Source organism: Parvibaculum indicum, assembly GCF_011762095.1.
In the GTDB taxonomy this organism is placed as follows: Bacteria; Pseudomonadota; Alphaproteobacteria; order Parvibaculales; family Parvibaculaceae; genus Parvibaculum; species Parvibaculum indicum.
The window spans coordinates 216,707-243,587 of the sequence record NZ_JAASQO010000004.1 but is presented as its reverse complement, the minus strand read 5'-3'; the positions used below and the strand labels follow the sequence as shown (position 1 = coordinate 243,587).

The window sequence follows — 26,881 nt, the reverse complement described above, 5'->3', positions numbered from 1 at the left end:
CCCTAATGCAGAAAGAGGGTGAGCGTGGCTTCGAAGGCGTCGAGGAACCACGTCATCATGGCGCCGAGCAGAACCATCAGCAGCAAAAGCCCCAGCATGATGTTCGCCGGCATGGCGATGAAGAAAATCTGGATCTGCGGCATCAGGCGCGAAAGCACGCCGATGCCCAGATAGAAGACCAGTCCGAAGACGAGGAACGGCGCCGAAAGCTGCAATCCCAGTCGAAAGGCGTGGGAAAAGGTTTCCACCGCCATGCGCGAGAAATCCCCGACCGGCAGATACTGCCCCGGCTTGAACAGATCGTAGCTGTCGCGCATCGCCGCGATCAGCAGATGGTCGAGCCCCGTCGCAAAAATCAGCGTGACGGCGAGCAGGTTGAGAAAATTCGCGATCAGCACGCCCTGCTGGCCCTGCGTGGGATCGACATTCTGCGCAAAGGCCAGGCTCATCTGAAGTGCGATGATGTTGCCCGCCACATGCAGCGCCGACATGATGATCCGCGCGGCCATCCCGATGAAAATGCCGACGGCGACCTCGAAAACGATGATGCCCGCCACGCCGGCCACGCTTTCCGGCAGCTTGCCGTAGCTGTCGGCGACAAGCGGCATGATGATGAGGGTCAGCAGCAGCGCCATGATGAGGCGCACGCGCGCCGGAATGCCGTTTTCGCCGATCGCCGGCATCATCATCACCATCGCGCCCAGCCGCGAAAAGACGAGCAGGAACACGAAAGCCGTATCCGGCAGGATGTCGATGCTGATAACGGGATCGCCGGTCATCGCAATAGTCAGCCCGAGACGATCTTCTGGGCGACGAGATGCATCAGCCCGCTCATCACGCTGCCCATGAAGGGAAGCGAGATCAGCAGCGTCAGGAAAATGGCGACGATCTTCGGCACGAAGACCAGCGTCATTTCCTGAACCTGCGTCAGCGCCTGGAAGAGCGCGATGACGAGGCCCACCAGCAGCGCGACGATCATCATCGGGGCGGATGCTTCCAGCATCACCCAGATCGCCTGCCGCGCAATATCGAGAACTTCAGGTCCGGTCATGCCCCCACCCGACTAAAACTGGAACGCAGGCCCTCAGATGGGCATGCGCAGGATTTCCTGATAGGCCGAAATGACCTTGTCGCGAACCGTGACCACGGTCTGCAGCGTGGCCTCGGCTTCGGAAACGGCCGTCACCACATCCACGAGGTTGCCCTGCCTCGTGCCGGTCATCGCCGCCACCTTCTGCTCGCTCGCCTTGCCGGTATCCACCGCCTCGTCGAGCGCGCTTTTCAGCATGTTGTCGAAGCCGCCCGCCGCCTGTCCGGCATTGGCGCCTTGCGTCTGCGGTCCCTTCGACGCCATGCCCGCGGCGCGGGCATAGGCGTTCAGTGCAAGAGAAGCCGGTGTTGCCATGGTCCCCTACCCCTTATCCGCGCAGAATGTCGATGGTCTGCGAAATCATGCGGCGCGAGGCCTGAATGATGTTCAGGTTCGCTTCGTAGCTGCGCTGCGCCTCGCGCATATCCATCGCCTCGACCATGCCGTTCACATTCGGAAACTTCACATAGCCGTCGCCATTGGCCGCCGGATGGTCCGGCATGTATTTGAGCTTGAAGTCCGACTTGTCGGTTTCCGGCCGGCCCAGCGTCACCTTGTCCACGCCCATCTGCCGGTCGAGCGTATCCTCGAAGGTCACGATCTTGCGGCGATACGGGTCCGCGCCCGGCGTGTTGCCGGTGGACTCCGCATTGGCGATATTTTCCGCGATGATGCGCATGCGCCCGCTCTGCGCCTTCAGGCCCGAGGCCGCCACCATCATCGATTTGATGAGATCCATCGCAGTCATGCCCGTCTCTCCTTTATTCCCTGGCCGCGCACGGCGCCTCAGGCGCGTCCCAGCGCGATTTTGATAAGCCCGACGCTTTTGGCGTAAAGACCCGTGACCGCCTGATAGTCCATCTGTGTCTGGGCGGCCTTCATCATCTGTTCCTCCAGCACGACGGAATTACCCGTCGGCGAGGTTTCGAAATCCGGTGCGCGTTGCACTTCGCCGCCGCGCGCATGGGTCACCGCCGCGCGCCCCGCCGCGGTACCCGTCAGCGACGCGCCGACGACCGGCGTCCCGATATGTCCTGTGGTCGTGGCGACGGGCGACAGCATGCCGCTCTGCCGGCTCACCAGCGCGCCGAAATCCAGATCCTTGAGATCTTTCGCCGCATAGCCCGGCGTGTCCGCATTGGCGACGTTCTGCGCAAGCACCTGCTGGCGCTCGCCGAGCCATTGCAGCCGCAGCTTCATCATCGACAAAAGAGGAAGATCGCCCAAAGCCATGTGCGTGCCCCACCGACCGGCGTTCCCTGCCCGGGGAATTCGTCACGCACTTCCTTCTGAAGCCCGCTACTGCCGGTATGAAAAGAGCCACGCATTCCTTGGCGGCAGGATCAGTGTTGACCCCCGGTTCTTAAGAAGCCCCTAACGGGCGGCAATTTCTGCCGGGCGTTTCATTTCGCATTTACCTAAAAAGACGGCGACTGTCCGTTCGTTTAACCCGGCATTAAGTCTGACGCGGCAAATTCTGCCTATTCACGGCGGTAACGCGCAATTGGGCTGCGCCTTCGTCGTTTGGGGTGGATTGGGCATTCAATGGATATCACGGAAGTATTGCGCTTCGTCGGCGCACTCGTCTTCATCATCGGGCTGATCGGGCTTTGCGGTTATGCCGCGCGCAAATGGGGTCTCTTCACCGGCGGCTACACCATGCCGGGCGCGCTGAAACGCCTCGCCATCGTGGAAACGAAACCGCTCGACACCAAAAACCGCCTCGTCCTCATTCGCCGCGACGGCAAGGAACATCTGATCCTGCTCGGCGCGGAACAAAGTCTCGTCATCGAAAGCGGCATCGATGCACCCGTCGAAGAACGGAAGGTCGAAGCGCCCGCCAATGACGCGGACACGAACGATAAGAGAGAGCCCGAAACCGCAACCCAAACCGCAAACGAGCGTTTCGTCGCGCAGCTCCCCGTCCCGGCCCAGCAGATGCACCGCCTGGTAAGCCGCCTGAAGGAGCGCCGCGCATGACCCGCAAAACGCTTCTTCCCGCCGCGCTCGCTTTCGCCGTCGCGTTTTTCGCGGGCGGTACCGCCATGGCCGCCGATCCGATCACCGTCAATCTCGGCGGCGATCTCGGCCTCACCGATCACATCGTCCAGATCGTCGCGCTGGTCACCATTCTGAGCCTCGCCCCGTCGATCCTCATCATGGTGACGTCCTTCGTTCGCATCGTGGTGGTGCTCTCGCTGATGCGCACCGCGCTCGGCATGCAACAATCGCCGCCCAATGCGGTCCTCATCAGCCTGTCGCTGTTCCTCACCGCCTTCATCATGACGCCGACCTTCAAGGCGGCCTATGAGCAGGGCATCGAGCCGATGATGAACCAGCAGGTCGAATTCGGCGAAGCCTTCACCCAGACCGCCCAGCCCTTCAAGACGTTCATGCTGGGCCAGGTGCGCGACCAGGATCTGCAGCTCTTCGTCGACCTCTCCGAGGCCGGCACGCCCGACAAACCGGAAGACATCGGCCTTCAGGTGCTGGTTCCCGCCTTCATGATCTCGGAACTGCGCCGCGCCTTCGAGATCGGCTTCCTCGTCTTCCTGCCCTTCATCGTCATCGACATGGTGGTCGCCTCCGTCCTCATGTCCATGGGCATGATGATGCTGCCGCCGGTGATCATCTCACTGCCGTTCAAGCTCATCTTCTTCGTGCTGGTGGACGGCTGGTCGCTGATCGCGGGAAGCCTCGTCCGAAGTTTCGGACACGGATAACGTCCGGCCTACCCGCCGAGATAGACCGCCGACTGATAGACGATCAGCGCCGCGATATAGGCCATCGCCAGCATGTAGGCGAACATGATGGCCGGCCAGCGCCATGAATTCGTCTCGCGCCTGACCACGGCCAGCGTTGAGGCGCATTGCGGCGCGAAGATGTACCACGCCAGAAAAGCGAGCCCCGAGGCGAGCGACCAGTGCGAGGCGAGGATCTGCGTCAGCGACCCGCCGCTCTCCCCGCCCACCGCATAGACGGTGCCGAGGGCGGCCACCGCCACCTCGCGCGCCGCCAGCCCGGTGATGAGCGCCACTGCGATCTGCCAGTTGAACCCGATCGGCTCCAGAACCGGCTCCACCGCATGGCCGATCATGCCTGCGAGGCTGTAATGGATGGCGGGCTCCGTCGCGCCCGGCGGCGGCGCGGGAAAGCTGCTCAGGAACCAGATCACGATCATCATCGACAGGATGATGGTGCCCGCCCGGCGCAAAAAGATGCGCGCCCGCTCGATCACGCCCCAGGCCACATTCTTCACGCTGGGCAGCTTGTAGTCGGGCAGCTCCATGATGAACGGCTCGGAGGCATGCCGGTGAAAGAAGAGCCGCATCGCCATGGCAACGCTCAGCGCGCTCACGATCCCCGCCGCGTAAAGACCGAACATGACGAGCCCCTGCCGGTCGACCACGCCGAACACCGTGCCGCGCGGAATGAAGGCGGCGATGATGAGCGTATAGACGGGAATGCGCGCCGAACAGGTCATCAGCGGCGAAACCAGAATGGTCACCAGCCTGTCCCGCCAGCTGTTTATGACGCGCGTCCCCATGATGCCGGGAATGGCGCAGGCAAAGCTCGACAGCAGCGGAATGAAGGCGCGCCCGTGAAGCCCCGCCCGCCCCATCAGCTTGTCCATCAGAAAGGCCGCGCGCGCCATATAGCCCACATCTTCCAGCAGGATGATGAACAGGAACAGGATCACAATCTGCGGCAGGAAGACGAGCACGCTGCCCACGCCGGAAATGATGCCGTCGGAAATCAGGCTGCGCAGCAACCCGTCCGGCAGCGCGGTCTGCACCAGCGCCGACAGCCACTCGAAACCGGCGCCGATCATGTCCATCAGCGGCGTCGCCCAGCTGAACACCGCCTGGAACATCAGAAAGAGAATGCCGAGCAGGATCGCGATGCCCCAGATCGGATGCAGCAACACGCGGTCCAGACGCGCCGTCCACTCGTCGCCGTCTTCCGGCCGCGTCACGCAATCCCTGAGGATGAGGTCTGCCATGCGGTGCGTTTCGCGCACGGTCTTCGCATCCGGTGCCGCCCAGCTATTGGCGGAAGCGGCCGCCGCCGCCACGACCTTGTCCGGCGCCATCTTGTCGAGAAGGGCCAGCAGTGCATCCGTGCCGTTGCGCCGCACCGCCACCGTCGGCACCACGGGAATGCCGAGTTCGCCGGACAGCTTGTCGATATCGATGTCGATGCCGCGATGCTTCGCAATGTCGTACATGTTGAGTGCGAGCACGAGCGGACGTCCCGTCTGCTTCAGCTCCAGCACCAGACGCAGCATCAGCCGGAGATTGGTCGCATCGGCCACGCAGACGATGGCGTCGAGCGTACACTCGCTTTCCAGCGTGCCCAGCACCGCGTCGCGCGTGATCTGTTCGTCGGGGCTGCGCGCCCGAAGGCTGTAGGTGCCGGGCAGATCGAGCAGCACGACCTCGCGCCCCGCGGGCGTGACGAACCGGCCCTCCTTGCGCTCCACCGTCACCCCTGCATAGTTCGCAACCTTCTGCCGGCTGCCGGTCAGCGCATTGAAGAGAGCCGTCTTTCCGCAATTGGGATTACCGACAAGGCCGAGATGAAGCGCGGAAGACGTCATGGCCGGCGGGCTTCCGAAACCACAAGGATGAAACCGGCCTCGCGGCGGCGCAGCGCCACGCGCATGTCGTCCACCTTGACGGCAATGGGATCGCGCCCCATCGGCCCTTCATGCAGCAGTTCCACCCGCGCGCCCTCCACGAACCCCATCTCGAGCAGCAGGCGCTCGAGTTCGGGCTGGTCGTCGGCCGCTACGATATCGGCCACGATCCCGGCATCGCCCACCCGGCCTTCGCCAAGCGGCCAATGGGGAACGGTGGATCGGTCAACGGTGTCGGTGGTCATGGCGCCTGCCCTTCAGCCTGCCTCTCGCGGGCAGGTTCGGGCGCACTTCACTGCAAGCCCCTCTCATTTGCAATGCGGCATATGGTTGCAAATCGGTAAGGCGGCCCCCGCCTTCGCCCTGTGGGGGTTCAAGTCGCACCGGCGCTACCATTTGGCAAAACCGTATCATCACACGATACAATTCGCTTGACCGCGGAATAGTATCACCCTACGATACGCTTCATTGGGAGGCGGGATGATACGGTCATACAAGGACAGGAAGACGGCCGCTTTGGCCGAAGGAAAACCGTTCAAGGGATTTCCGGCCGATCTTGTCCGCATAGCCCAACGCAAGCTTGTCATGCTCGAGCATGCGGTGGCGTTGGGTGACCTCGCCTCGCCGCCGGGAAACAAACTGCACGCATTGAAGGGAGACCGGAAAGGTCAGCACGCCATCCGGGTGAACGACCAGTTCCGTCTCTGCTTCAAATGGGTCGATGGTCACGCCGAGGATGTCGAGATCACTGACTATCACTAACCGCTGAAACCCATGGCATACATGGAGAGATCGAATGGCACCGAACAAACTGCCGCCCATCCATCCGGGCGAAATCCTGCGTGAGGAATTTCTGCGTCCCCTCGGGCTGACGCCTTATGCACTCGCCAAGAAGCTCCGCGTCCCCCGCACGCGGATCGAACGCCTCGCCCGAGAAGAAACCCCGGTCACGACGGACACCGCCCTGCGCCTGGCCAAGTTTTTCGGCACCACGCCGCAATTCTGGATGAACATGCAGGCGGCCTATGACCTCGCCATCGACGCCGAGGCAATGGAAGACGAGATCGCCGCGATCGAAAAGCTCGAGGATATGGAAGCCGCCTGAACGCCCCATCGCCCCGCGCTTCGGCAAAGCGACAAAACTGGTCCGGAGCTGCGGAATCTGAAAGGGCGGCTGCAAGCTGTTCCCGCTTGTCCACGTCCGAAGTTCATATCCAGCAGTACTTCAACGACGACCGGCTCGATGAGCGTTCTGTCGGCGGACAAAATCAAATCGGAATTTGGCAGGTGACGGAGCACCTCCAATCTAACGGCATTTACGCCGCCAGGTTTTTCCTGGCCTTTCTCTCCACCAGATATCGCGTCGCCAGAGCGATGTGACGGGGGATCGGCTTGTCCTTCTTGTATTCCGCGACAAGGCGCCGCGAAATTTCCAGGGCGGCGGCCATCCCGTCCAACGTCATGTCAAGCCGCTCCATGGCATCGCAGAACTCGTCATTGCCGAACTCGGTCGATGGCAGCTCGGCCAGCCACAAAGCGGAAAAATCCAGATCGTCGTTCCACTCGATAGCATTGCGCTCCTCATTGACTTTAAAGGAGCGGAACAGCTCGTCATCGTCCCGAAGCGGCATATAGATACGGCGGTTGGCCAAAGCGGGGGCGATATCCACCACTTTGGTTTCCCCATCGTCAAAGGTAACGCGAACCTTGCGCCCGTCGAGTGGCTCGGCGGATGCAATGCGGGGCAGGTCGATACCTGTATCCAGAATTTCATCGCTCATTGAGGCGTGTCCATTCATCTTGCAATAGCTCCTTGTTGCTCGAGGCCCAATCAAGGGCCGCCTCAAGGGACTTGCGATCCATGCGCCCGGCAAGAAGCTCGAAACTGGAAAGAAGGATCAGAGCTTCATGGTCGGGCGTAACCACATGGAAGTGCGGAGGGTTATGGTCGTCGGGAAAGATCTGCACCTTCACATTCCCGATTTGCTTGATGGTTGGCATTCCGTACTTCCTTGACGGGAAATATAGTGCATACGGCGCACTATAACAAGAAAAAGTGCACCTAACGCACTTTTTGTACTGTCATGGGAACGTGCCTTGTTGCGATGAAAGCCGCCTGAGCGCCCCCCTCACCCCGGGAACATGGCCTTGAAGAGCCATTCCGCCTGCGCGATGAGGCGCTCGGTCGTATAGGCCTTGGGATCGGTCAGCCTCAGATGCACCAGCTCCTCCGACACGGCGAGCAGCATGTGCACGGCAAGCTCGCTATCCGGGTTGGCCCGGGGCGAGGCCCCCATGCCCTCCTTCGCCAGCGCCTCCGAAAAATGCGCCCGCGTCAGCGCGCGGCCCTGTTCCAGCCGGTCGTAAAGCTCCGGCGGCCCGCCCGGGCTCGGCATGAGCAGCATCCGCCAGGTCGCGGGCGAGGCGTCCACCGCCTCCAGCACGCCCGCCACGCCGGCCGCGAAGCGCGAGCGCCCCTTGCCCTCGGCGCGCTGCGAGGCAAGCGAAAAGCTCTCCGCCGCCCGCTCGTATTCCCGGTCCACCATGGCAAGCAGCAGGTCCGACAGATTGCCGAATTGCTGGTAGATCACCGTCCGCGTGATGCCGCATTCCCCCGCCACCCGGTCCAGCGTCACCGCGTGAAAGCCTTCCGCGTCCACCATGTCCCGCGTCGTATCCAGGATCTGCTCGCGCCTGTCCGTCACGCTCATGCGCTGGCGCGGTGTGGTTCGACTTGTATTTTTTGCCTTCTGCATACTTGCTCCGCTGCTCCGGAGAGCATAACTTACAATTTGTAACTTATGAATTGTAAGTTTTGGAGGATGGGATGGAGAGCCTGGAAGCCCTGGAAGCGCGCGTGGCCGCGCAAGCCGTCAACCTGCCGGAAATGTACGGCAAGGTGGATTTTTCGATTACGCCGGAGCGGTTCGCCGGGTCGCTCGACATCCCGAGCATGCAGCTCAATGAGGGCGACGAGCCCGTGCGCCGCCGCCTCCTTTCCGATCCGGAAAAGGTCGCCCGTGCCCGCGCCTACACCATGCTGGGCGACGCCACCTCCGACGCCTATGCCGCGCTGATGCCGAAATACGGCTTTCGCGGGCTCATCTCCATGCTGACGGAAGCCTGCGACAAGGGCGTGGAAAACGTGCCCGACGCGCCGAAGGAACTCGTCGCCTTCATCCGCGAAATGGAAGACACGCCCGACTGGATCGACATGCGCCTCATCGAGGCGGGCGCGCGGGTGAGCCGCAATCCCATGGCGAACCTCTCCCCCTTCGTGGTGCGCGGCGCCTTCGTCGCCACCTTCCTCAACAAATATTCCGCGCTCCCCATGGCGCTCACCGGTACGCTCTCGCACGAGACCGCCGTGCGCCGCATCAAGGAGACGGCGAGCTTCTTCACCACCACCTCGCTCCCCGGCGCGCTGGAGCGTTTCGGCCCCGGCTTCAAATCGGCCGCCATGGTGCGGCTCATGCACTCCATGGTGCGCTTCAACGTGCTGCGCGGCTCGGCCAAATGGGACGTGAACGTCTATGGCATTCCGGTCCCGCAGGTCGACCAGATGCCGGCGGGCACCATCGCCGTCTTCCTCCTCGCCTTCCAGATGATGCGCGCGGGCCGCACGGAGTTCACGCCCGCCGAACGCGCCTTCGTGGAGTTCAACCGCTATCGCTGCTGGCTTCTCGGCCTGCCGGAAGACCTGCTGGCCACCACGCCGCAAGGTATCTACGACGCCATGACCGTCTATTCCGGCACGCTGCGCGACGGCTATGACGACGAGACCTGCGGCGCGCTGGTCCGCGCCACCATGGCCGCCTATTTCCCGTCGGACAAATCGCTCAAAAGCCGCCTCTTCAACTGGGCGGAGAGGAGCTTCGCCCGCGTCTATTTCAACCGCCAATTCCTGCGCGGCGACACGACAGGCAAGGCCAAGCAGATGGGCGTGGAACTCAGGCCCTACGACCTGCCGCTCTTCGTCGCCCTGGCGGGCTTCATCTTCGGCCGCGAGAAGCTCTACGCGCTCGCCCTGCGCACGCCGGGCCTCAGGAAATGGGCCGACAAACGCCTGATCGACAAGCTGAACAAGCTGCTGGTCGAATACGGCCACGCCGAATACACGACCGACCCCTCGCAATATCACGACGAAACCATCCGCGAGCAGCACGGCCACGCCAAGGCGGCGTGAAGGGGCCCGCGCGAGCCCGAGGGGAGCAACGAAAAAGCCGGGCGTCATGCCCGGCTTTTTTTATGCGTCCTCGGCCAGCACATCGCTCCGCCAGACCGGGAATGGATCTCGAAGCTCCGACCAGGCCTTCCAGTCGAAACGCGCTTTCCTGTCGGTTCCGAGAAGGCAGGCATCGAGTTCCGCCCTGATCCACGCCTCGTCCATATCGCGCCCGATGAACACGATCTCCTGCCGCCGATCCCCCCAGACCTTGTGCCAGTGTTTGCGCAACTCGGTCCGCCATTCGGGATTTTCCGGCCAGCGCTCGCGCGGCAGCGCGTCCCACCAGAAACCGATGGCTTCATTGCGCACAAGCGCCCCCGCCTGGCTGACCTCGCCCACCCATTCGGGCCGCGTCGCCAGCCAGAAATGCCCCTTGGCGCGCACCACGCCCGGCCAGCTCTTGTTCAGAAATGCGTGGAACGTCTCCGGGTGGAAAGGTCGCCGCGCACGATAGACGAAACTGCGAATGCCATATTCCTCGGTCTCCGGCACATGGTCGGCAAAGCCCAGCAATTCCTTGTACCAGAGCGGATGCCGCTGGGCCTCGTCGAAGTCGAAAAGTCCCGTATCGATCACCTCATCGAGGGCCACGCGCGAAAAATTGGTCTCGATGATTTTCGCATCCGCATTGAGCGACCGGATGATGCCGCGCGCAATATCGAGATCCTCCGGCGTCGTCTCGTCCACCTTGTTGAGAACGATCACATTGGCGAATTCGATCTGCTCGACCAGCAGGCCCACCAGCGAGCGGTCATCCCCCTCGCCGAGGCTTTCGCCGCGATCCCCGAGAAAGTCGGTCGAGGAATAATCCTTCAGCAGGTTCGCCGCATCGACCACGGTCACCATCGTATCGAGTGCCGCCACATCTCCGAGGCTCTCGCCTTCTTCGTCGCGAAAATCGAATGTGGCGGCCACGGGGAGCGGTTCCGAGATCCCGGTGGACTCGATCACGAGATAATCGAAGCGGCCCTCCTCCGCGAGGTCGCGCACCTCTTTCAGCAGGTCGTCGCGCAGGGTGCAGCAGATGCAGCCATTGGTCATTTCCACCAGTTGCTCTTCCGACCGCGTAAAGGCCGCGTCGCCCGCGCGCACGAGATCGGCGTCGATATTCACTTCGCTCATATCGTTCACGATCACCGCGATGCGGCGGCCTTCGCGATTGTTCAGGATATTGTTGAGGAGTGTCGTCTTCCCCGCCCCCAGAAATCCTGACAGGACGGTAACGGGAAGTTTCTGCGCGGACATGGGAGCCTCCTGAAACGTGAGCCGGAACATTTTGTTACATTATAACATAACAATCATGAAACAGGGGCCGCACGCAAGAGGAAGAAAAATCCGCCGTTTGTGACCTGAAAGGAAACCGCTAGTTCAGCGCCATATCCGACATCTTGTCCTTGCCCAACGAGGCAATGAACTTGTCGAGCGTGTTCACCGAGGCGATGCGGCGCACCGTATCGCGGAAGACCCCGCCATTGCCCGCCCCGATGGGGTCGGACACGGCGGCAAACGCGCTCGCATCCGGGCTTTGCTGCATCTTCTTGCCGAATTTCTTGCGCAGCCGCCCGAGCCCCTCCTCGTCCTGCGCCATGGAATAGGCGATCGCGGTCCGCATCACCTCGAAGCGGGTTTCCCCGTCCAGTGCGCCGTCGCTCTTCCAGCTATCGCCGAGCTGCGCTTCCAGCGCCGCGCCCGCTTCGGGCCAGCGCGCGGAATCCCACAGCACGTCGCAGCGTAGCAGAACCGCTTTCCGGTCCCGCATCTGCGCCAGCAGGTCGAGCGCATTGTCGTATTGATGCAGGTCGGCCAACGTGCGGGCTTCCAGAAGACGGCGCTGTTCCTGCAGCGCGGCGGGAAGCTGCACCTGCCGCGTATCGCGCAGCACTCTGAGCGCGGCCTTCGGCTTCTGGTCAAGCAGATAGATGCCTGCCAGCCGCGCGGCGACCTGCGCCTTGGCCACCCCGCCATGAAGGCGCTTCTCGATCTGGTAGTCGAGCAATTGCGCCGCCTGCGGCAGCAGGTCCACCTCCACCAGCCGGTCGGCCAGGTGGCGGATCATCTCGTCGCCCTTCTGCCCCACCGGCGTCAGCTGCCGGAAACTGTAATAGAAGGCGAGCGCCTTCACCGGCGACATGTCCTGGCCGCCGCCCGAAATGAAATAATTCGCGAACACATCCGACATCCGCCCGGCCAGCACATGCGCGGCATCGCTGTTGGGAAAGTTGAGCGACACCGTCCGCATCAGCTCCAGCGCCGCCTGAATATTGCCCTGGCGCAGACGGATATCCGCCAGCGCCCGCAACACCGAAAGCTCCAGCTCGCCGCCGCGCCACGCCATGCGCAGCTTTTCAAGCTCGTCGGCAAAGGCCGCGTCGTCCATTTCGCCGCTGCGATGTTTCAGATCGGAAATCCGGAACCGCGCTTCGGCCCGCACCGGCGGATAGCCGGTTTCGTCGGCATCGGCATAGAGGATCTTCGCATCGTCGACCCGGCCCTGCGCTTCGGCAAGCCGCGCCTGAACGACAAGCGTCCGGGCCGCCATCTTCCCGTCACCGCCGGCATCGGGCATGGCGCGCACCATGCGCCGGGCGAAATCGAGATCGCCGGTCTCCAGCCCCGCCACCGCCGCGTCGATCCGGAAACCGAGGGCCGTCTCCGGCCCGAGACCGTCCACCGTGTCGCCCGCCAGCGCGAATTCGCTGCGCGCTCTTTCCCATTCGCCGCGCCGCGCCCGGGCCGCGCCGCGCCAGCCCGCCGCATAGGGGTCGCTGTCGAGCCCGTGCCCGTTGAGATCGTCGATCGCCTCGGCATAATGCCGCGCCAGCACGCCCGCCGCGCCGCGCAATGCCCGGTAGGAAGCGGTGTTGATGAAGGACGGCTCGGCCGCGACCGCCGATGCGAGAGCCGCCAGCGCCTCCTGCCCCAACCCGTTCCCGACCAGATAGCGCGCATAGTCGAGCCAGGCCGCGCCCCCATCGGTAAAGCCCGCGCGCGCAATGCGGCTCTGGTAATATTGCCGTCCCGCCGTGAAGCCGCTCCCGGCTTCCGCGGGCGTCTTGGCCCATTCTTCGAGGTCCATGCGCCCCGGCAGGGAACGCCCGGCCGTGCCGCCGTCCTCGCCCTCGGCCCGCGCCATGCGCCCGCCCCGGTCCACCGGCATATCCGCCGACAGCGTCAGCCCGTTCTTGCGCGACACCACCACCGATTGCGGCGCCACGGCCACATTCACATCGTCGGCAATGGGCACCACGCCCACGCCCTGCACCGATTGCAGAATCCGGAACTCGATAAAGCTGCGCGGCGTCTGAACGCCCTGCACCGGCGCCCGCGCCGTCACGGCAATCGCCTTCTGCCTTGTCAGCGGGTCGGTAATGCGGATCACCCGGTCCGCGGCGGCAAGTCCCAGCGTCACCACGCCCCGGCCGTCATCCTGCCAGCTTCGCGACACCGAAACGGCGCCGCCCGCGCTGGTCAGCGTCTCGCCAATGCTGATCCGCCAGTCGCGCCCTTCCGCATTGGCGCCGATGAGCATGGGGCCGTTCAGCTTCGCGGCAAAGGCCGCGCCTTTCGGCAGCGCCACGGCGCGCCATTTCCCGATGCGCGCCCCGCCATCCGCCGGCAGCGACGAAAGGTCGAAATCGGCCTTCCGGTCGAAAACCACCCACAGATCGCCCGCCCATTCGAAAACGGCCGCGCCGACTTCTTCCGGCCAAGAAAAAATGAGATCGCTTGTTTCCGGCCCCGCATCGAGCGTCACCGTCACCTCGCCATCGGCGGCCCGCAAACCTTCTTTCGGCAGCGGCATGTCGTCGGCCCGGGCCCCGTCGGTACGAGAGGAAACCTCCGCCCCGCCTTGACGGTCCGCCCTCGCCTGCCCGGCCTCGCCATCTGCGCGATCCCGTTCCGGCGCGGACGCCCCAACCTTCGCCGCGCCGTCTTTCGCAACGCCGCCCGCCGCCTCATGCGACAGCGCGGCGTCGGGCGCCGTCGTTCCGGTCGTATCCGTCACCGCCGACGCGGCGGGATGATCGCCCTCTATGTCGAGCACGATGCTCAGCTCTTCCCGGAAATCGCGCACTTTGGCCTTGTCCGCCACCGTCAGCTGCACGACGAGCTTGCCCTGATGCTTGGTGGCCTCGATATCCTTCAGATAAGGCGGCCGGTTCACGCGCAGGGGCGCAAGATCCACCTCCGCATCCCGGTCGAAAGTAAGCGTCACCCGGTTGCCGCGTCGCGCCAGCGCGTAGAGAACCGGCTGGTTCCAGTCGAACACCAGCCGCGTCATCGCATTGGCATGTACCGCGCGCACGCGCAGCGTCGGCGCGGGCGCGGTCGGCACGTCGATACCGGCCTTGGCCGCCGCCTTCCGCGCGGCTTCGGCTTCCTGCTTCGCCTTTTCCGCCGCCGCCAGGCGCGCCAGCACGTCCTTTGGCAGGTCCGGTGCCGGGCCTGTCCATTGCGGCGGAATGAGATCGACATAAAGAGAGCGTTCGGCAACGCGCATATTGACCCAGAAATCGGTGGTCAGCGCCAGGCGCAGCGTCTTGCCGGCGGCGTCCTCGCGGGCCTGCGCCACATAGCGCGGCATTTCCCGGGCGAATGTCTTGAGACCGACGCTCACCGGCCGCTCGAAAGTGAGCACCAGCACGCCCGCCACCGTTTTTTGCGTATAGGCCGGCACCTCGCCCTTGAAGGTGAAGATCATCCGGCCAAAGCCGTCTTCCTCCTTGAGCGACAGGCGCGGCGTTTCGGCGGCGCGGGCGATGCTCGACGCGAGCGACAGCGTCACGATGAGGGCGGCCGCCATCGCGGTTCGCCACCCTGCCCCGTTCGCCACGTTCCAGAAATACCGGATGCCGGTCACGCGCTTCCCACCCGATCCACTCGCCCTGCCCGCCCCGGCTTTGCTCGTCCATGGGCGAAGCGTTTGAAAATACCCAGTCCTGAAGGCTAGCCGCTTACGGTTAAGCCCTCTTTAAGCGCGACGCCTCATCCCCGCCGTCGGTCCGTCACGAGCTGGAATTCACCGGCGCAACCGATGCCGCCGGCAGCGTGCGCGGCGGCATGCCCCCGCCCTTGATGTCGGGCAGGTTTTCGCCCGTCGCCAGTTCCACAGTCAGTTCCTGCGCCGCCACCGGGTCCATCTGCGAGAGAACGCTCGCCATCTTGCGCGGCGACATGCGCTTCACCACATCGAGCAGCACGCCCATATCCAGCCGCTCGAAAATCCGCGCCGCATCCTTCGGCTTCATGCTCTCATACATTTTCACGACCGAGGCCAGACGCTCTTCGGACCGCTCGTCCTTCCGCTCGATGGTTCTGTCGATATCGGCCTGGATCTGCTTCAGTTCGTCCACGCGATCCTGAAGGCGCTTTTCCGCCGCGCCGACAAGCTGTTCGCGCATGTCGAGCGCCTTGGCGCGCCGCGCCAGCTCCTCGCGCCGCTTCGACAGGCTTTCGAGCACCGCGATCTCCGATTTGGAAAGATCGTTCGCACCGCCGTCGATCCCCGTCGCACCGGCTGGAGCATTCGCGACCACGCTATCGCCCGCCGGATCGTCCCCGGCCTCCGCGGCCTTGGTATCGGCGTCTTCCGCCGTGTCCTTCTCCGCGTCTTCCGCGACATCCTTTTCCGGCGCCGACGCAACGGCCGGCGACACATAGTCGAACCGTCCGCCCGGACCGCCGGTCAGTTGCTCGCCGATATCGATGACTTTCAGCCCCAGCAGAAGCGCCGCGGCCACCATCACCATGGGCAGAAGTCGAAGCCGGTCAAGCATGAAACAAATTCCTCAAAGCGCTCTTAGCGTTTGCCGCGCACGGCATCGACAAGCGGATGCGGCTGGCGCTGGACACGTTGCGGGGCGGGCGCGGCGGCCTGTGCGCCGTCCCGGCGCTGCGGCGCAGCCTGCTGCCTCGGGGCCTGTTGCGGCGCCTGCTGTCGCGGGCCGGCGGCGGGTTTCGGCGCGGGCGCGGCGGCATGACGCTGCTCGATGCTCCGCCCCAGCCTGTCGGCAATCGAATTCCCCGAATTCACCATCAGCGCCAGCTCGTCGGCCAGTTCCCGCGCATCTCTCAGGCGTCCGTTCAGCGCCGCGCCGGCTTCGGCATTCGCCGCCTTCAGCTCGTTGATCGCGTTCGCCGCCTGTCCCGTCGCCTTGTTCAGGTCCCGGATGAGATCGCGCAGCCCGTCCTGGCCCGACCGCAGCGCCTGCAGCCTTTTGTTCAGCAGCCAGCAATAACCGATCGTTGCGACGAGAAACACGCAAACGACGCCTTCAAGCAGCAGTCCCGCAGGTACGCTATTCATTCTTTCGTCTCCGCCTCGGGCCGCTCCGGCGCGGCGCCAGGTTGAAGGTCTTCGGCTTTTTCCGGAGCCGAAACCGCGGCCTGCGCCCGCTTGCGCATCGCCTTTTCGATATTCACGGCGATCCGGTTGCCGACGCGGCCCATATGTCCGCGCCCGATCACCGCTTCGCCGCATCGCATGTCGACGAAACCGTCCGGCGTGTTGTTGAGCAGAAGCGTCTGCCCGACCTCGAACTTCATCACGTCGCGCAGCGACATGCGCTGCTCGTCGAGCACCGCGTCGAGCTGCACCTTGGTCGACCAGAGTTCGGTCGCCAGATGTTCTTCCCAGATGCTGTCGCGGCCGAACTTCTCGCCCATATACATCTGCAGCAGCAATTCGCGGATGGGTTCGAGCGTCGCATAGGGCAGCAGCATTTCCATGCGCCCGCCCCGGTCTTCCATGTCCACGCGCAGCTTGACCAGAATGGCCGCATTGGCCGGACGCGCAATCGCGGCAAACCGCGGATTGGTTTCCATCCGGTCGAGTTCCATCGTGATCGGCGACAGCGGCTCGAAGGCCGCCTGCACGTCCTGCAGCACGACCTCGATCATGCGCTGCACGAGATTGAGTTCGATGGTCGTATAGGGACGCCCCTCGATCCGCATGGCCGCGGTGCCGCGGCGTCCGCCCAGCAGCACGTCGACCACCGAATAGATCAGGTTGGAATCGACCGTGAACATGCCGAAATTGTCCCACTCCCGGGCGCGGAACACGCCGAGGATCGCCGGCAGCGGGATCGAATTGAGATAATCGCCGAAACGGATCGACGACACATTGTCGAGCGAGACCTCCACATTGTCGGAGGTGAAGTTTCTGAGCGAGACCGTCATCAGCCGGACCAGCCGGTCGAACACGATCTCCAGCATCGGCAGGCGCTCATAGGAAACCAGCGCCGAATTGACGATGGCCTGAATGCCCGTGCGCTCGTCGGCTTCTTCCTCCTCGACCTCGAAGCCGAGAAGATTGTCGATTTCGTCCTGGTTGAGCACGCGCTCGGACGTGCCCTCGGCGGCCTCCGGCGTCTCGCCCGGGGCTTCGCTAGTCTTGTCTTGCAGGTCGGCGTCGGCCATGAGAATTCGGTCCGCTTACTGAACGATGATTTCCTTGAACAGGATGTCTTTGACCACGGGCGGCTGAATCGCCAGATTCAGGCGCCGCAGAAGCTCTTCCTTCAGGCGCATCATCGCCGCCGACCCTTCGAGGTCTTCGGGGCGGAGCTGCCTGAGATAGGTCTGAAAGCCGTCCAGAACCCGGGGAAGCTGCTGATCGACGATCTTGCTCGCTTCGGGGTTTTCCAGTTGCAGCGACACCCGCATCTTCAGATAGCGCTGCGGCGGCGGACCGCTCAGATTGGAGAGAAAATCGGGAAGGTCGTAGAAGACGGGCGCAACAGCCGCCTGCTCTTCCGTCGGGGCGCCGGAGCCCCCCAGCATGCCCGTGAACCAGGCTCCGGCGCCTCCGACGACGAGCAACACCGCAACGAGCCCCCCGACAAGCACGAGCTTGTTGGGTCCCGACTTCTTTTCAGAAGAATCGGAGACGTCACCCACATCCGTGGACGGATCGACATCTGTCGCGGTCATAGCCCCACCTCTTGTTTGCCCGCGTCATGAAACGTCCTGCCCGGGACATGTGCTTCATGACAAACCGATCATCGTGGAGTTTCGTTAACGAAGGGTTGTAACCGGAAGATCCCTTAATGATTGCGCGTACACATGCGCGCGAATCCTTATATAGGCGCGCCGGAAAAAGCGGCAGTTTTTGCCGGGTAAAGCCTTCCACAAGCAAATAACGCCGCCGTCGTGGAAACGCCAACCCACTGTTTTCATTGAAATATTTATCTGGCACAGCGCCTGCACAAGCAAACCCGGGATCACAGCGCAAACCGGACAGCCACCCAGGACGACTGCACCATGGAAAACGCACTGCTCATCGGATTGTCGAGACAGATGGCCATGCAACGCAACATGGCCATCATCGCGAACAACCTCGCGAACATGAACACCAATGGCTACAAGTCGGAATCCATGCTGTTCGACGAATACGTCATGCCGGTCGCCTCCGAGGACAGCCCGGACAAGTCGCTCTCCTTCGTCCAGGACATCGGCCTCAACCGCAACCTGGCCGACGGCAAGCTCGAACCGACGGGCAACCCGATGGACGTCGCCATTGCCGGCAAGGGCTATTTCAAGGTCCAGACGGATGCGGGCATCCGCTACACCCGCAACGGCCACTTCTCGCTCGACGCGCAGGGCCGCCTCGTCGATGTCTCAGGAAACCCCGTACTCGACGACAACGGCTCGGTCGTCACCTTCCGTCCCGACGAGCAGGACATCGCCATCGCCCGCGACGGCACGATTTCGACCGATCAGGGCCAGCGCGGCACGCTCGGCCTCGTCGAATTCGACAATGAGCGCCTGCTGAAGGCGGCGGGCGGCACGCTCTACACCACCGACCAGCCGGAAGTGCCCGTCGAAAAGCCGCATGTCGTGCAGGGCGCGCTGGAAGGCTCCAATGTCAACGCCATCCTCCAGATGACGAACATGATCGACGTCACCCGCTCCTATGCGAGCGCCCAGAAACTCGTCGACAGCGCCGACCGGATGCGCCGCGACGCCATTTCCAAACTCGGCCAGGCCGCCTGAAGCGCCGCCGCGGATTTTTGAGAAAGAGGATCTAGAACATGCAGTCCCTCAGCATCGCCGCCACCGGCATGATGGCCCAGCAGCTCAACGTCGAGGTCATCTCGAACAACATCGCCAATATGAGCACCACGGGCTTCAAGCGTCAGCGCGCCGAGTTCCAGGATCTGCTCTATCAGAACCTGCGCCGCGTCGGCACCAACTCGTCGGACAGCGGCACGGTGGTGCCCGCCGGCATTCAGGTCGGTCTCGGCGTGAAGACGGGCTCCGTCTACCGCATCATGTCGCAGGGCGGCTACGAAAACACCGGCAACGATCTCGACATCGCCATCCAGGGCCGGGGCTTCTTCCACGTGCAGCTTCCCAGCGGCGAAGACGCCTATACCCGCGCGGGCTCCTTCCAGCTTTCGCCCGACGGGCAGATCGTGACCGCCGACGGCTACACCGTGGCCCCCGGCATCACCATTCCCCAGGATGCGACCGACGTCACCATTTCCGCCGACGGACAGGTCCAGGCCAAGATCCCCGGCCAGACCGACGCGCAGATCGTCGGCACGCTGGAACTCGCCACCTTCCAGAACGAGTCCGGCCTCGACCCGATGGGCAACAACCTCTTTCAGGAAACCACCGCAAGCGGCGCCGCGACGCTCGGCAATCCCGACGATACCGGCTTCGGCTCGCTTCAGCAGCGCTTCCTCGAAACCTCGAATGTGAACGCGGTGAACGAAATCACCTCGCTCATCACCGCCCAGCGCGCCTATGAGATGAACGCCAAGATCATCTCCGCCTCGGACGAGATGATGTCCGTCACCTCGAACGTGAAGTAAGGAACGGTACCGATGATCCGCGCTCTCCTCGCCTCCTGTCGCATCGTCGCTCTCGGCCTTGTGTTCGCCGCGTCCGCCGCCGCGCCGCTTGCCGCCGCCGAGCTGCATCCCGCCGTCACCGTGTCGCAGGATGTGGTGACGCTGGGCGACCTCTTCGACGATGCGGGCCGTGCCGCCAATGTCGTCATCGCCCAGGCACCCGCCCCCGGCCTTGCCGGCCAGCTTTCCGTCTCGCGCATCTCGCTGGCCGCGCGGCGCAGCGGTATCGACTGGCACAATCACGCCGGCCTGACCCATGTCGTCATCGCCCGCGCGGGCGTTCAGGTACCCGAAACCGACATCGCCGCCGCCATCGCCGATGCCGTGACGGCGCGTTCGCCCTCCCTCAGCGATCCCTCTTCCCTCCAGGTGGATTTCGCGCAAGGCCTTGCCGGCATTCAGGTCGCGGACGGCGCGCCCCTGACGGTGAAGGTCGAACAGCTTGCCTGGAACAACCGCAACGGCACCTTCGCCGCCGCCCTCCGCGCCCCCGCCGACGATGCACTCGCGCCGCTGCGCCGCGTGTCGGGCCGCGCCTATCCGGTGCGCGACGTGCCCGTGCTGTCGCGCGACATGACGCCCGGCGATGTGGTGAAGGCCCGCGACATCCAGTGGGTAAAGCTCCCCGCCAGCCGCGTCGCCGGCAACATCATCGGCTCCGAAACCCAGCTCCGGGGCATGTCGCCGCGCCGTCCGGTGCGCGCGGGCGAGCCGCTGCGCCTGTCCGACATGGAACCGCCCGTCCTCGTCAGCAAGGGCGCGCAGGTAGACGTCATCTACAAGACCGGCGCGCTCACGCTGACCGCGCGCGGCCGCGCCCTTGAAGACGGCGCCATCGGCGATGTCGTCCGTATCATGAATATCCGTTCCAACCGCACGATCGAAGGCACGGTGTCCGCGCCCAACACGATCAGCATCGACGCCGCCTCCCCCGCCCAAGCCTCGCTGGGCGCCGGGCCGCGCAACGGCTGATCCGCGATTTCGCATCCGGCAGAGACATCAAAGCAAAGGCAGTTTCCATGATCCCGCGTTCTCTTTTCAACCTCTCCGCCTTCGTCCTGTCCGGCGCCCTGCTTGCCGGCTGCAGCGCCGTGGACCGCATCGAGAATATCGGCCAGGCCCCCGCGCTGGCCCCGGTCGGCGCCGGCCTGTCCGGTGATGCGAACCGGCGCGTCGGCATGCCCATGCCGCAGCCCGAAAGGATCGTCTACGAGCCCAACTCGCTCTGGCGCTCCGGCTCCCGCGCCTTCTTCCGCGATCAGCGTGCCAGCCGCGAAGGCGATATCCTGACGGTGAAGATCGACATTGCCGACAGCGCCAAGGTGGACAACACCTCCAAGCGCAGCCGCGACAATTCAGAAGACGCCAATCTCAGCAATTTCTTCGGGCTGGAAAGCAATCTGAGCCACGTCCTGCCCGACGCGGTGGACCCGACCAATCTCGTCGGCGCGGGCAGCACCAGCTCCAGCACCGGCACCGGTTCCGTCAACCGTCAGGAATCGATCGCGCTGACCATCGCCGCAGTCGTGACCCAGACGCTGCCCAACGGCAATCTCGTCATCGCGGGCCGTCAAGAAGTGCGCGTGAACAATGAAGTGCGCGAACTGACCGTTCAGGGCGTGGTGCGGCCGGAGGACATCTCCAACACCAACACCATCGAACATACCCAGATCGCCGAGGCCCGGATTTCCTATGGCGGCCGCGGCCAGATCACCGATGTGCAGCAGCCCCGCTACGGCCAGCAGCTCTACGACATCCTGATGCCGTTCTGAAAATTCTGAATGTCACCCCGGCCTTCTGCCGGGATCCAGGGCGACAGTCTCCGGACTCACGGGTCCCAACAACTCGACCCAACAAAAAACGCGGCCCCCCGTGAGGAGGGGCCGCGTTCTTTTCATCCGGTTCGCTCAAACGCGATCAGTCGTCGCGATAAACCTTTTCGCGGCGCTCATGGCGTTCCTGCGCCTCGATCGACAGCGTGGCGATGGGGCGCGCGTCCAGCCGCTTCAGGCTGATCGGTTCTCCCGTCTCCTCGCAATAGCCATAGGTTCCGTCCTCCAGCCGGCGCAGCGCCGCGTCGATCTTGGAGATCAGCTTGCGCTGCCGGTCGCGCGTGCGCAGCTCGAGCGACCGTTCGGTCTCGCTCGATGCGCGATCCGCAATATCCGGATGGTTGGAAGAATCGTCCTGAAGGTGCTGCAGCGTTTCGCGGTTTTCCTTCAGGATGTCGTCTTTCCACTTCTCCAGCTTGAGACGGAAATATTCTTTCTGCCGTTTGTTCATAAACGGCTCATCGTCCGATGGCGCATAGCCTTTGGGTAAACGCACTGCCATACCGACGGTCACTCCCTCAAACGAGCCCTAACCAAGCGCGGCGGAGTATATGGAGACAACCCACGATTCTCAACTGCGCCGACGCGATTCCGCGCATGAAATATCGGTGAAAATCCAGTACTGGCAATGACTTGGCTGAAGGCCGATTTGCCTAAAAAGCAGGCAGAATCCGCTCAGTTCTCCGGAAAATTGCCGAATTTCGCCAGTTCCACCCTTGCCCGAAGCTCGATCTGGTCGAGAAGATCCTGAAGACCGGGATCGGCCACCCGGCCCTTTTTGCGGCCCACCACGCCCAGAAGACGGGTCAGCCGGTTGACCGGCACCTCGCCCGACAACAGGTCGATCTTCACCTGATCCAGAATATCGAGCATGTCTTCGGCGCGTTCCATGGCGCGGCGCGGCGCGCCCAGCGCATCCTCGGCCGCCTCGGCGCCCTGTAGCGCCAGCAGCGCATCGACCGCGCCGATGGAAGCCGGCGCGCTCAGGCCCGCGCTCGCACGGGCCGTTCCCGTTTCGCCGATGGTAAAGCCGGACGCCGCGCCCGTCCCCGCCGACCCGGCGGACCGTTTGCCCTGCGTTCCCGATGTGCTCTTTGTCTGCCCGATTTTCATCATGGCCCCCAACTGCGCTCACCCATGCGCTTTCAGACTATGGAGAATGGGTCGCGAGGCTTAAGGCGGGGTTAAATCCCGTCCCGCTCCCGGCAGTTTTTGCCGCCCGAAGCCGGAAAGCCCTGCCGCCCGGCACCGGAAAGCCGCCGCCGCCCGCCGGCCGGCCCGCACCGGAATCGAATGAAATCAAAGGGTTACACCGGCCCGGCCGGTCCGTTCGGCTTTGGCACGGCATTCGCTAGACAGAGGCAGGATCGCTGGCGAAAAACGAGTACCCCATCTCATGTTCCGCATCTTTTCTTCTTTCGACCGTATCGCAGCCGCGCTGACCGCGCTTGCCTGCCTGCTGACGCTGGTCGTCACGCCGGCGCAAGGCGCCTCGCGCATCAAGGATATCGTCGATGTGGAAGGTATTCGCGACAATATGCTGGTCGGCTACGGCCTCGTCGTCGGCCTGAACGGCACCGGCGACACGCTGCGCAACGCCCCCTTCACCCAGCAAAGCCTGATCGGCATGCTCGAAAGGCTGGGCGTCAACACGCGCGGCACGGCGCTCAAGACGGATAATGTGGCCGCCGTCATGGTCTCGGCGAACCTGCCGGCCTTCGCGCCCCAGGGCACCCGCATCGACGTCACGGTGAGCGCGCTTGGCGATGCCACCAATCTGCAGGGCGGCGTCCTGCTCGTCACCCCGCTCATGGGCGCCGACGGCCAGGTCTATGCCGTCGCACAGGGCTCGCTGGCCACCGGCGGTTTCGCCGCGCAGGGTCAGGCCGCCTCCGTGGTGCGCGGCGTCCCCACCAATGGCCGCATCGCCAATGGCGCGATCGTCGAAAAAGAGATCGCCTTCAAGCTTTCCGACCTGAAGACGCTGCGTCTGGCGCTGCGCAATCCGGACCTGACGACGGCCCGCCGCGTCTCCTCCGCCATCAACGCCTATCTCGGCGGCGACGCCGCCAAGGCCGACAATCCCACCACCATCGATCTCAGGATCCCGCCGAAATTCAGCGACGACGTGGTCGGCCTGCTGACCGAGATCGAGCAGCTCCGCGTCGAACCCGATGCCCCGGCCCGCGTCGTCATCGACGAAAGTTCCGGCGTCATCGTGATGGGTCAGGACGTGCGCGTCAGCCGCGTGGCCATCGCCCAGGGCAATCTGACGATCTCCGTGCAGGAAACCCCGCAGGTCAGCCAGCCCAACCCCTTCGCCAATAATGGCCGCACCGTCGTCGTGCCGCGCACCGACGTGCAGGTCGACGAGCAGGCCGACCGCAAGCTCGGCATTCTCGACGGCTCGATCTCGCTGGCCGAACTGGTGGACGGGCTCAATGCGCTGGGCGTCAGCCCGCGCGACATGATCACCATTCTGCAGGCGATCAAATCCGCCGGCGCGCTGCAGGCCGAAATCGAGGTGATGTGATGGACATGACCGCCCTCTCCTCCGGCGCCTTCCAGCCCGCCTTCATGCAGGTCGCCGGTTCGCGCCACCAGGCCGCGAGCCAGAACGCGCCGGACGGCAAGGATCCCAAGGCCTGGGCCGCCGCGCAGGATTTCGAGTCCCAGTTCCTCTCCTCCATGTTCCAATCGATGTTCAAGGGCCTGAAAACGGACGAGACCTTCGGCGGCGGACAGGGCGAGGAAATGTTCCGTTCCCTGCTGGTCGACCAGTACGGCCAGGAAATGACCAGATCCGGCGGCATCGGCCTTGCCGACACCGTCTATTCGGAAATCATCAAGCTTCAGGAGCAACACCAATGAGCGCCGAGCGCCGCATTCCCGCCGAGCAACTGCCGCCTGCCGAACTTGCCGAGCGCCTGCTCCGCCTGACGACGAGCCTCACCGCGATCCTGACCCGCGAAACCGAAGCCCTTCAGGCCCGCAAGATCGGTGCGCTGGGCGAATTGCAGGCCGAAAAGATCCGCGTCGCCAACGACTACGCCATGGACAGCCAGGCGGTGCGCCAACGCGCCGCGCTTATCGACCGGGCGCCGTCGGAAAAGATCAACGAGCTGAAGGCGGCCATGCACGATCTCGACGAGACGATGCGCCGGAACGAAGAGACCCTGCTCGCCACCAAATCGGTCTCCGACCGCCTGATCCACGCGGTGGCCGAAGCGGTCAACCGCCAGAAGGCGCCGTCGGGCGGATATGGCGACAATGCCGCGATCCGCCGGACGCGCGCGCGCGACAACTCCATCGCCTTCGACGAGCGCGCCTGAGGCCCGGCCCCGCCCTTAACCATGCGCTAACCAAGTTTCGGCCATTTTCATCGGGTTTGGGCATCTGGTTTGGGCACCGGCGTCGGCCGGAATGAACGAGGGTGGGCATGGCGTTCGAAATCGAAATTGAAATCGCGACGGATCCGGTGGCGTCCTCCGGGGCGACCGACCTCCGGCAAAAGCTGGACCTGGCCGCCGAGGCGGTAAAGGCCTGCGATCCGCTGACCGCCATCCAACATCTCGACGCCGTCCTCAAGGAAAAGCCCGACACGCATCGGGCGCGCCTCGTCATGGCGCAGGCCCTGGCCCTGCTCGACGACACCGAAGAAGCCTGCAAACACCTCGAAAAGGCGTCCCGCCGTGCCGGGCAGGATCTGGCCCGGCAGTTCGACATCGCAATCGCCTTTGCGGAATGCGGCGAAAAGAAACGCGCGGAAGAGATTTACCGCAAACTGATGCGCAAGGAGCCGCGGATCGCCTCCGCGCGGATCAACCTCGCCTCGCTCCTCGACGAGCGCGGCGAAACGCAAGCTGCCGTCGATCTCGTCTCCGAAGTCATCGAGATGTTTCCCGACAATGCCGAGGCCTACAGCAATCTCGGTCGCTATCTGGCCAATGCCGCCATGTTCGAGGAAGCGGAAGCCTGCTATCGCCGCGCCCTGATGCTGAAGCCGGACCTGGTCCAGGCCGCCGTCAATCTGGGCTCGATGCTTCAGAACTCGGGCCGCACGGCGGATGCGATCCAGCTTTACCGGCAGGCGCTTTCCCTCTCGCCCCGCAATGCCAAAATTCTCTGGAACCTCGCCCTCGCCCTGCTCGCCACCGGCGACATCGAGAACGGGTGGGATCTTTACGGCTACGGCTTCGAATCCGGCGTGCGCACGCCGCTGCGCCCCTTTCCCGGCCTGATCTGGAAAGACGAAGACCTCGCCGGCAAGACGATTTTCCTCTGGCGCGAGCAGGGGCTGGGCGACGATTTCCGCTTTTCGACCGTCTATCACGACATTGTGGAGCGCGCCGGCCACGTCATCATCGAAACCGATCCGCGCGTGGTGCCGCTCTATCGGCGCACCTGGCCCGGCGCGACGGTCCGCGCCGAAACGCGACTGGCCTCCGGCTTCGACAATTACGGCGAGATCGATTTCGACCTGACCGCGCCGGCCGCCATGCCGTCCATCCATCTTCGCCGCGGCCTCGACGCTTTCCCGAAAAATCCGCCAAGGCTCGTCGCCTGCCCGGAAAAACGGGCCCGCGCGCGCGACTGGCTCTCCTCGCTGGGCCCGCGCCCAAAAATCGGCATTACCTGGCGCTCCGGCATATCGAACGCGCTGCGCGACCTCTATGCCACCCGCCTGTCCGACTGGAAGCCCTTCCTGGATGACGAGCGGTTCGATTTCGTCAGCCTTCAATATTCCGGACCTGAAGAGGAACTCGCCGAAGCCCGGCGGGAACTCGGCATCACGATCCATGAAATGCCGGGCCTCGACACCCATGACGATCTGGAGGGCGTGGCCGCGCTTCTGTGCGAACTCGATCTCACGGTCGGGTCGTGGAACGCGGCGACCGAAATGGCCGGCGCGCTGGGGGCGCCCGCCCTCGTCTTCGCCCCCATCGAGAACGCCAACCAGCTCGGCACCGGGTCCCTGCCCTGGTATCCCTCCCTTGCCGTCTACCCGCAGGCGCCCTTCTGGGACCGCGAGGCGCTGGTCGCCCAATTCCGCAAGGAAGCCGCCGGGCGCCTGATCGGCTGAGCATTTCCTGCCTGCCGACCGGCAAACTTTGCCGCGGGCCGCGCATCAATTGCCTGCCCCGCCCCGGCGGAAAACAACCAACCCACTGTTTTTATTGATAAAAATTCTATGGCACGGCTTGTGCGATATAGCATGCCAGAAGTGACGCGGCG

At 64.0% G+C, this 26,881-nt stretch carries 31 protein-coding genes; 13 read left to right on the top strand and 18 right to left on the bottom strand.

Annotated elements, in window-relative coordinates; translation table 11 throughout:
- Positions 1–2: 2 nt before the first annotated feature.
- The 5 genes from fliR to FHS78_RS07170 are packed head-to-tail and all read right to left on the bottom strand — an operon-like array spanning position 3 to position 2,323.
- Positions 3–779 carry a flagellar biosynthetic protein FliR gene (gene fliR, locus FHS78_RS07190; protein WP_167092451.1) on the bottom strand — a complete coding sequence of 259 codons (777 nt, stop codon included), beginning with the start codon at positions 777–779 and terminating at the stop codon, positions 3–5.
- An 8-nt stretch (positions 780–787) separates the two neighbouring features.
- Complete coding sequence (fliQ, locus tag FHS78_RS07185; RefSeq protein ID WP_167092449.1) at positions 788–1,051, bottom strand: flagellar biosynthesis protein FliQ; 264 nt, start codon at positions 1,049–1,051, stop codon at positions 788–790.
- A gap of 33 nt (positions 1,052–1,084) precedes the next feature.
- Entirely contained in the window at positions 1,085–1,405 is a 321-nt protein-coding gene (gene fliE / locus FHS78_RS07180; RefSeq protein WP_167092446.1) for a flagellar hook-basal body complex protein FliE, read from the bottom strand.
- A gap of 13 nt (positions 1,406–1,418) precedes the next feature.
- Positions 1,419–1,829 carry a flagellar basal body rod protein FlgC gene (gene flgC / locus FHS78_RS07175; protein ID WP_167092677.1) on the bottom strand — a complete coding sequence of 137 codons (411 nt, stop codon included), beginning with the start codon at positions 1,827–1,829 and terminating at the stop codon, positions 1,419–1,421.
- Positions 1,830–1,876: 47 nt separating this feature from the next.
- On the bottom strand, positions 1,877–2,323 hold the full coding sequence (locus FHS78_RS07170) for a flagellar basal body protein (protein ID WP_167092443.1): 447 nt from the start codon (positions 2,321–2,323) through the stop codon (positions 1,877–1,879).
- A 312-nt stretch (positions 2,324–2,635) separates the two neighbouring features.
- Here FHS78_RS07170 and FHS78_RS07165 point away from each other — a divergent pair, with 312 nt between their 5' ends.
- Together FHS78_RS07165 and fliP are read left to right on the top strand one after the other, a co-directional pair.
- Positions 2,636–3,070: a FliO/MopB family protein gene (locus FHS78_RS07165; protein ID WP_167092441.1), complete on the top strand. Its 435-nt coding sequence runs from the start codon at positions 2,636–2,638 to the stop codon at positions 3,068–3,070.
- A complete protein-coding gene (fliP, locus tag FHS78_RS07160; RefSeq protein ID WP_167092438.1) occupies positions 3,067–3,813 on the top strand; it encodes a flagellar type III secretion system pore protein FliP in 747 nt (248 codons plus the stop codon). Before FHS78_RS07165 ends, fliP begins: the two co-directional genes overlap by 4 nt.
- 8 nt (positions 3,814–3,821) lie before the next feature.
- On the opposite strand, the gene feoB is transcribed toward fliP, so the two are convergent.
- Together feoB and FHS78_RS07150 are read right to left on the bottom strand one after the other, a co-directional pair.
- Positions 3,822–5,690 carry a ferrous iron transport protein B gene (gene feoB, locus FHS78_RS07155; protein ID WP_167092435.1) on the bottom strand — a complete coding sequence of 623 codons (1,869 nt, stop codon included), beginning with the start codon at positions 5,688–5,690 and terminating at the stop codon, positions 3,822–3,824.
- Complete coding sequence (locus FHS78_RS07150; RefSeq protein WP_167092432.1) at positions 5,687–5,974, bottom strand: FeoA family protein; 288 nt, start codon at positions 5,972–5,974, stop codon at positions 5,687–5,689. The genes feoB and FHS78_RS07150 overlap by 4 nt, the downstream gene beginning before the upstream one ends.
- A 235-nt stretch (positions 5,975–6,209) precedes the next feature.
- Between FHS78_RS07150 and FHS78_RS07145 the strand changes: the two genes are divergently transcribed.
- Together FHS78_RS07145 and FHS78_RS07140 are read left to right on the top strand one after the other, a co-directional pair.
- Positions 6,210–6,491 (top strand): type II toxin-antitoxin system RelE/ParE family toxin, encoded by a 282-nt coding sequence (locus tag FHS78_RS07145; protein ID WP_205305230.1) that lies wholly within the window; start codon positions 6,210–6,212, stop codon positions 6,489–6,491.
- A gap of 34 nt (positions 6,492–6,525) precedes the next feature.
- Positions 6,526–6,834: a HigA family addiction module antitoxin gene (locus FHS78_RS07140; RefSeq protein WP_167092429.1), complete on the top strand. Its 309-nt coding sequence runs from the start codon at positions 6,526–6,528 to the stop codon at positions 6,832–6,834.
- A gap of 211 nt (positions 6,835–7,045) precedes the next feature.
- Here FHS78_RS07140 and FHS78_RS07135 read toward each other — a convergent pair whose 3' ends face one another.
- The 3 genes from FHS78_RS07135 to FHS78_RS07125 form a co-directional block, all read right to left on the bottom strand.
- Positions 7,046–7,510, bottom strand: a complete 465-nt coding sequence (locus FHS78_RS07135; protein WP_167092426.1) for a DUF2442 domain-containing protein — start codon at positions 7,508–7,510, stop codon at positions 7,046–7,048.
- Entirely contained in the window at positions 7,500–7,730 is a 231-nt protein-coding gene (locus FHS78_RS07130) for a DUF4160 domain-containing protein (RefSeq protein ID WP_205305229.1), read from the bottom strand. Before FHS78_RS07130 ends, FHS78_RS07135 begins: the two co-directional genes overlap by 11 nt.
- A gap of 128 nt (positions 7,731–7,858) precedes the next feature.
- Positions 7,859–8,485: a TetR/AcrR family transcriptional regulator gene (locus FHS78_RS07125; RefSeq protein ID WP_205305228.1), complete on the bottom strand. Its 627-nt coding sequence runs from the start codon at positions 8,483–8,485 to the stop codon at positions 7,859–7,861.
- A 71-nt stretch (positions 8,486–8,556) separates the two neighbouring features.
- On the opposite strand from FHS78_RS07125, the gene FHS78_RS07120 reads away from it, so the two are divergent.
- Positions 8,557–9,915, top strand: coding sequence for an oxygenase MpaB family protein (locus tag FHS78_RS07120; RefSeq protein ID WP_167092423.1), 1,359 nt, complete (start codon positions 8,557–8,559; stop codon positions 9,913–9,915).
- A gap of 60 nt (positions 9,916–9,975) precedes the next feature.
- Here FHS78_RS07120 and zigA read toward each other — a convergent pair whose 3' ends face one another.
- The 6 genes from zigA to FHS78_RS07090 all read right to left on the bottom strand — a co-directional run bounded on the left by zigA (position 9,976) and on the right by FHS78_RS07090 (position 17,889).
- Positions 9,976–11,202 (bottom strand): zinc metallochaperone GTPase ZigA, encoded by a 1,227-nt coding sequence (gene zigA / locus FHS78_RS07115; RefSeq protein ID WP_167092420.1) that lies wholly within the window; start codon positions 11,200–11,202, stop codon positions 9,976–9,978.
- Positions 11,203–11,320: 118 nt separating this feature from the next.
- On the bottom strand, positions 11,321–14,818 hold the full coding sequence (locus tag FHS78_RS07110; protein ID WP_167092417.1) for a hypothetical protein: 3,498 nt from the start codon (positions 14,816–14,818) through the stop codon (positions 11,321–11,323).
- 145 nt (positions 14,819–14,963) lie between these two features.
- Positions 14,964–15,734 carry a MotE family protein gene (locus tag FHS78_RS07105; protein ID WP_167092414.1) on the bottom strand — a complete coding sequence of 257 codons (771 nt, stop codon included), beginning with the start codon at positions 15,732–15,734 and terminating at the stop codon, positions 14,964–14,966.
- Between the two features lie 23 nt (positions 15,735–15,757).
- Positions 15,758–16,264: a DUF6468 domain-containing protein gene (locus FHS78_RS07100; RefSeq protein ID WP_167092411.1), complete on the bottom strand. Its 507-nt coding sequence runs from the start codon at positions 16,262–16,264 to the stop codon at positions 15,758–15,760.
- Positions 16,261–17,376 (bottom strand): flagellar motor switch protein FliM, encoded by a 1,116-nt coding sequence (fliM, locus tag FHS78_RS07095; protein ID WP_167092408.1) that lies wholly within the window; start codon positions 17,374–17,376, stop codon positions 16,261–16,263. The genes FHS78_RS07100 and fliM overlap by 4 nt, the downstream gene beginning before the upstream one ends.
- Before the next feature lie 15 nt (positions 17,377–17,391).
- Complete coding sequence (locus FHS78_RS07090; RefSeq protein ID WP_167092405.1) at positions 17,392–17,889, bottom strand: flagellar basal body-associated FliL family protein; 498 nt, start codon at positions 17,887–17,889, stop codon at positions 17,392–17,394.
- A 330-nt stretch (positions 17,890–18,219) separates the two neighbouring features.
- Between FHS78_RS07090 and flgF the strand changes: the two genes are divergently transcribed.
- From flgF to flgH, 4 genes are read left to right on the top strand one after another with little or no spacing between them, the layout of a single operon-like run.
- Positions 18,220–18,951 carry a flagellar basal-body rod protein FlgF gene (gene flgF / locus FHS78_RS07085; RefSeq protein ID WP_167092402.1) on the top strand — a complete coding sequence of 244 codons (732 nt, stop codon included), beginning with the start codon at positions 18,220–18,222 and terminating at the stop codon, positions 18,949–18,951.
- A gap of 38 nt (positions 18,952–18,989) precedes the next feature.
- Positions 18,990–19,775, top strand: coding sequence for a flagellar basal-body rod protein FlgG (gene flgG, locus FHS78_RS07080; RefSeq protein ID WP_167092399.1), 786 nt, complete (start codon positions 18,990–18,992; stop codon positions 19,773–19,775).
- 12 nt (positions 19,776–19,787) lie between these two features.
- A complete protein-coding gene (gene flgA / locus FHS78_RS07075; protein WP_167092398.1) occupies positions 19,788–20,786 on the top strand; it encodes a flagellar basal body P-ring formation chaperone FlgA in 999 nt (332 codons plus the stop codon).
- Between the two features lie 47 nt (positions 20,787–20,833).
- Positions 20,834–21,586 (top strand): flagellar basal body L-ring protein FlgH, encoded by a 753-nt coding sequence (flgH, locus tag FHS78_RS07070; RefSeq protein ID WP_167092395.1) that lies wholly within the window; start codon positions 20,834–20,836, stop codon positions 21,584–21,586.
- Positions 21,587–21,731: 145 nt separating this feature from the next.
- On the opposite strand, the gene dksA is transcribed toward flgH, so the two are convergent.
- Both dksA and FHS78_RS07060 read right to left on the bottom strand, forming a co-directional pair.
- Positions 21,732–22,148 carry an RNA polymerase-binding protein DksA gene (gene dksA / locus FHS78_RS07065; protein ID WP_167092392.1) on the bottom strand — a complete coding sequence of 139 codons (417 nt, stop codon included), beginning with the start codon at positions 22,146–22,148 and terminating at the stop codon, positions 21,732–21,734.
- Positions 22,149–22,321: 173 nt separating this feature from the next.
- Positions 22,322–22,762: a flagellar assembly protein FliX gene (locus tag FHS78_RS07060; RefSeq protein WP_167092389.1), complete on the bottom strand. Its 441-nt coding sequence runs from the start codon at positions 22,760–22,762 to the stop codon at positions 22,322–22,324.
- Between the two features lie 280 nt (positions 22,763–23,042).
- Here FHS78_RS07060 and FHS78_RS07055 point away from each other — a divergent pair, with 280 nt between their 5' ends.
- The 4 genes from FHS78_RS07055 (at position 23,043) to FHS78_RS07040 (ending at position 26,729) form a co-directional block, all read left to right on the top strand.
- Positions 23,043–24,179: a flagellar basal body P-ring protein FlgI gene (locus tag FHS78_RS07055; RefSeq protein ID WP_167092386.1), complete on the top strand. Its 1,137-nt coding sequence runs from the start codon at positions 23,043–23,045 to the stop codon at positions 24,177–24,179.
- Positions 24,179–24,517, top strand: a complete 339-nt coding sequence (locus tag FHS78_RS07050; RefSeq protein ID WP_167092383.1) for a rod-binding protein — start codon at positions 24,179–24,181, stop codon at positions 24,515–24,517. Before FHS78_RS07055 ends, FHS78_RS07050 begins: the two co-directional genes overlap by 1 nt.
- Positions 24,514–24,978: a hypothetical protein gene (locus FHS78_RS07045; RefSeq protein ID WP_167092380.1), complete on the top strand. Its 465-nt coding sequence runs from the start codon at positions 24,514–24,516 to the stop codon at positions 24,976–24,978. The genes FHS78_RS07050 and FHS78_RS07045 overlap by 4 nt, the downstream gene beginning before the upstream one ends.
- 107 nt (positions 24,979–25,085) lie before the next feature.
- Positions 25,086–26,729, top strand: a complete 1,644-nt coding sequence (locus tag FHS78_RS07040) for a tetratricopeptide repeat protein (protein WP_167092377.1) — start codon at positions 25,086–25,088, stop codon at positions 26,727–26,729.
- Positions 26,730–26,881: the final 152 nt, after the last annotated feature.